Source organism: Odoribacter sp. N15.MGS-14, assembly GCF_000980245.1.
Lineage (GTDB): Bacteria > Bacteroidota > Bacteroidia > Bacteroidales > Marinifilaceae > Odoribacter > Odoribacter splanchnicus.
In genome coordinates, this window is record NZ_LARE01000112.1 from 1 (window position 1) to 4,839 (window position 4,839).

A 4,839-nucleotide genomic window follows, 5' to 3' on the forward strand; every position below is an offset into this window, starting at 1 on the left:
AACAGAGCAAGGTAATCCGCACTGCTCACATTCTCCGGAGCATCCATCGGCATATAACGCATAAAATCGAATGCCCGTGCAAACCGGGTATAGAATTCCGACAACACCCGGTTATCCCCGCGGAAAGTATACTTCAAATCTCCGTCTTTTTCCCTGTGGAGTATCAACTCCAATGTTTTTCCCTGTTCCAAATGAGCACCGACAATTTCGTTATCATCGACAAAAACCATAACATCATTAAAAGGTGATACCAGACCGGTATCGAACTCAAACGTACCGTCTTCCTTCAACTCCACCGGCCTATACTCCATCGCCCCCTGGTCACCGTCTAAGGAAATTCCTACCTGCAACTCCTGGATTCCGCCGTCCGCCTTTCCTTTCAGAAGCTGAGCACTGCTCCAGAAAGGCATTCCGGCAAGCATAATTGCAACACACCACTGTGTCTGTTTTTTCATTTTCATTTTTTTACATTTTAAGATTATATTTAAAAGACGTAAAAGGATGGAAAAAGGACAGTAAAAAAAGAAATTTTATTTATTCCGGACAGATAATAAAGGATCTTTAAAAATATAACTATTTTTGTGGTATAAATCCGTATGTTATGGCACAAACCGAACAGCTGCTTTCGGAATTCAAATCCGGAAACATCGGGACTTTTTACAACGAGCTATACGCTAAATTGCTAGTCTATGCCTCCCGGCATCTGGGACCGGATTATGCTTTTTTGGCTGAGGATTGTGTACAGGATGCGGTTTACAAGGCCTATGAACAACGGGGAAGCTTCAAATCGGTCCTCACGCTCAAAGCTTTTCTGTATTCCTGCATCCATCATGCAGCGATTGATATTCTGCGGAAAAACCAGGCGCAATCCAATTACCTCTCGCAACAGGATGACCGTACCGAATTTCTGAACAGTATCATCGAACAGGAAACTCTCAACCTGTTGTACGATTCCATCGAACGCCTGCCGGAAAAATACCGCCGGATCTTCGAACTTCATTTCCAACAAGGGCTTAAAAATGCCGAAATCGCCCAACTGTTAGGTATTACGGAAAGCGCCGTCAAAAAACAAAAAGCCTGCATGCTGGACCTGCTCCGCAAAGACTTGCAAAAACGGACGGGTAATCATTTTCTCGCCGCCACACTGCTGCTGCAATGGCTGGAATGGCTGGAATAAAAACGAAACCATTATCAACAAAATATTTTCGGGAATTATCCGTACCGACAGTTAGTTTCAGTAATCCGCTTATTATAATTCCCAGTAAACATGTATATAAACACCAATCCACATTTTATTGCTGAATAGCCTTAAAAAGGCTACTATTGTAGAAATAATAAGACAGCATAAAACTTACTGAAAAAATATATATTATCAGGAGGATACAAAAAAAGGACTGAATAACGTTTTATTGTTAGACAGTCCCTTGCAAACATACTTTCTCCGCTGGAAGCACTATCTATCGCGTCAGTTCTTCCAGTTTATTCAGCAATATCTGACCTCTCAGATTCTTACCAACAATCTTTCCCTCTCTGTCAATTACAACAATAAAAGGGATAGCACTGAACTGATAAAGTTCTTTCACCTCTTTACCAGCCTGTGGAGCCAATACCTGGCACCAAGGCATTTGTTCATCTTCCAAAGCTTTACGCCAAGCTACTTCATCTTTATCGATAGAAACACTCAGGAACTCAACGCCTTTTTCATGATAAGTCTCATAAGCCTTCTTTACATTCGGAATCTCACCCCGACACGGACCACACCAAGAAGCCCAAAAATCAATCACAAGCACTTTCCCTCGAAAATCAGACGGTCCCAACTTACTCTTTCCATCTGCTGTCAACAAAGAAAATTCAGGAGCGGGCATTCCTTCATACAACCGTTTTTTCTGTTCTAACGTAATATTGAAATTCCTTACAGCCTCGCTATTCGGATAAGCTTCTGTCAATTTTTTCGCTATACGCTCCACCACTGCATTGTATTTATCATCTTGCAATTGTGAAAGCAATACCACCACAGACTCCCGGTCAGCATATATATCAGCCCAATGACTGATACAATCAAAATATTCTGCACGACAAGTATTTCCCAAAGTTTCATTCAATTCCCGCTGTGTCTCCGCCGACAAGTCTTTGCATCCATACAGTACTCTACCGATATCACCTACCATTCTCATGAAACGCATAGACTCCCAATTCAGTACATCCAACACTTCATTATTGGTTCCCCCCTTGACAGCATAATAGGCTGGACACATAACCTTAAATTTCGATGTCCCGAAACCAGGGAAATCCACACTCACATCCTCATCACCGAGCCATATTGTCGCTTTTTGTCCACGTTGACAATCCAACTCGTACAAACCCGGATTCTTTACAGTCACCTTCATTTCATAAGTTCCGTCACTCTGAATAGTACAGGAATCTATCACTTGTTTGGAACGTCCTTCCTGTTTCACCACCTGAACCACATTCTCTCCCGGACGTAATGCATTTACCTTACCGCTGATCGTAACCACCGAAGACTGTTTTTTATACTTCTCAGGATGACGGATACGATCGGCAATACTTTCAAAACTTTTCATCATCTGTATGTCTGACGGCTCTGTAGATGTCGACAATTCCTTGGCTCTACGCTCCATCAATGCCGCAATCGCTTCACGAAAAACCGGGTCTTGGCATTCTACATTCAAGCGTATTCCCCAGTTGTAGACGATAAAATCCGACATGCCACCTTTATCCAAACGCTCTGTAGCCATCTTTATAAACGAAGCCCAATCTCCCTGTTTTTCCGCATAAAACATCCGGGCATCCTCCACAATATTCTCCTTACCGCCGACATCACTTTTCATCAATCGTTTGACATATTTCTCAAATCCTTTCTCATCAAAAGTACCTTGTCCCTCTTGCTCTTTCCAATAACGGTATGCACCTGAATTGTACAACGAATATATTTTCTTATTCACTTCCTTTTCTCCCAATGCTGCAATAAAATCCGCCCGATGTTTATACACATATACGGCCGTCTCATCGTCAACATCCTTAATATATTTACGGAAAAAATCCCAATATTCACGTTCTGTCAATTTGTTCTTATCCAATGTTTTGAAATAGTCCACGCAAATATTTTCCGCTTTCCGGCTCTCGGATGCCAATGACAACACCTCCATATAAGACTGAATGAAAGCAAGCTCACGGTTACCGGAAGCATACTGCTCATTCATCCAGGCATATCCTTTCCTCTCAACGGCCCGTTTCCCTTCCGCCAGCAATATTTTGAGATCAGGAGCACCCACTATCCGATGAATCACATCTCCCTCAGTATTAAAAAACAGCAAGGTCGGGAAGGCATTCACCCCCCATTGTTTGCCCATCGTTTTTCCTTCTCCTGTACCCATATCCATCTTCACATTCACAAAGTGTTCATTGAAATAATCTCCTACTTCTTTCAAGGTAAAGACCTCTTTTGACAAACGCTTACAAGGTACACACCAATCGGTGTAGCAATCCATAAATATGGTCTTACCTGATTTCTTCGCCTCTGCCAATGCCTCTTTCCAGGTTCCGTTGAAAAAACGGATGCCGGCATCGACAGCCGCTTGTTTATCCGACGTTTCCATTTGTGCCTTTATTGCTTTCAAATCGGCTGTATTCAAGCGGATAGTTTGGGCATCTACTCGCACGCCCCCTAAAAATGCCATTATGCTAAAAAACGCAATTAAAAAAGTTGATTTCATCATTTTAAATATTTTTAATGTTATTGTTTTTTCCACCCCATATCCATAACACGTCCGAAACCGTCGTAACTTTTCTCAGAGCTTTTATCCACTACGCCGCTCGACGGATCTACACGCAATTGGTAAACAACCCCCTCACCTGCAATATCGGCAGTCGCAATATAAATAACCTCACAATCATTGACAGGCTTGTTACCACTTGCACCATAAAGGTATTTTTGCAAACGGACACAAGTAATTTCCGTCCCCGCAGGCGCTGTCCATACAGGAGTCGCTTTCGCAGGCACTGACTTATAATCAAGCAAATACAAGGTATTTCCACTTGCATAATAAAAAATCTCTCCTTTATAACCGGCAGTCACGGATACCACTTTTTTATCCAAACCTTCACAACCGCCAAGGTCGTATTTAGCTTTACCGATAGCATTCTGTGTGAATATCCCGCAAAAATCAGCAACGAGCAAATAATGATGCCCCGAAGCATCTTTCATCAGAATATGCTCATAATTATTACGTCCGAAATCGCTGGCAACAAGTTCTAATCCGACTTGATTACAATCGAATGCGGCCTCTTTACCCTGCACCGAAAAATCAGACAATGCCGAACCGTTATTTTTCAGGCAGCGGAATTTTTGTGTCGACTGATTGTAAACAACTCCCATATAACCCGCAGTCGCCATTTGGGCACACCAGGGTGCCAATTCTCCACTCTCATCCTTACAAGGTACTCCGAATTTAAGCGTGTTCCGATTCGACCCCATCGAAGAAGCATTCAAACCATACCCCTTATTGTCATTTACCATGAATTCACGCCGTCCGGAAGATACTGTAAAACAAGTGATATTCCGTTGGGCAGGCACTTCATAAAAAAGATTGTCAAAAGTATAAAGCGACGTAAAAGAAACAGGGTCAACACCCATTATTTCCTGATCAGAAACAAGATAAACGACTTCCGGTTTCGTTGACATGGAATAAACGACTCGTACCGGCTTGCCATTCATAGCCTCCCCATTCAAAGAAGAATATACATCCAAGGTTATCTTTCCTGTATAACATCAGGTGAAACCAGGTCATTGGCAATCAAACCGACATCGGTTTTCCCATT

Annotated in this window: 4 protein-coding genes; 1 reads left to right on the forward strand and 3 read right to left on the reverse strand. The window is 42.4% G+C overall.

Annotation, left to right across the window (positions count from 1 at the left end; genetic code table 11):
• Window positions 1-461: hypothetical protein (locus WS34_RS14085; protein ID WP_046405606.1), on the reverse strand; the 461-nt coding region annotated here is incomplete at its 3' end.
• 140 nt (window positions 462-601) lie between these two features.
• On the opposite strand from WS34_RS14085, the gene WS34_RS14090 reads away from it, so the two are divergent.
• On the forward strand, window positions 602-1,177 hold the full coding sequence (locus WS34_RS14090) for an RNA polymerase sigma factor (protein ID WP_118108484.1): 576 nt from the start codon (window positions 602-604) through the stop codon (window positions 1,175-1,177).
• Window positions 1,178-1,457: 280 nt separating this feature from the next.
• Here the strand turns inward: WS34_RS14090 and WS34_RS14095 are convergent, their stop codons facing one another.
• Both WS34_RS14095 and WS34_RS14100 read right to left on the reverse strand, forming a co-directional pair.
• A complete protein-coding gene (locus WS34_RS14095; protein ID WP_046405608.1) occupies window positions 1,458-3,737 on the reverse strand; it encodes a TlpA family protein disulfide reductase in 2,280 nt (759 codons plus the stop codon).
• A 17-nt stretch (window positions 3,738-3,754) separates the two neighbouring features.
• Window positions 3,755-4,735: a hypothetical protein gene (locus WS34_RS14100; protein ID WP_286693815.1), complete on the reverse strand. Its 981-nt coding sequence runs from the start codon at window positions 4,733-4,735 to the stop codon at window positions 3,755-3,757.
• Between the last annotated feature and the right edge of the window lie 104 nt (window positions 4,736-4,839).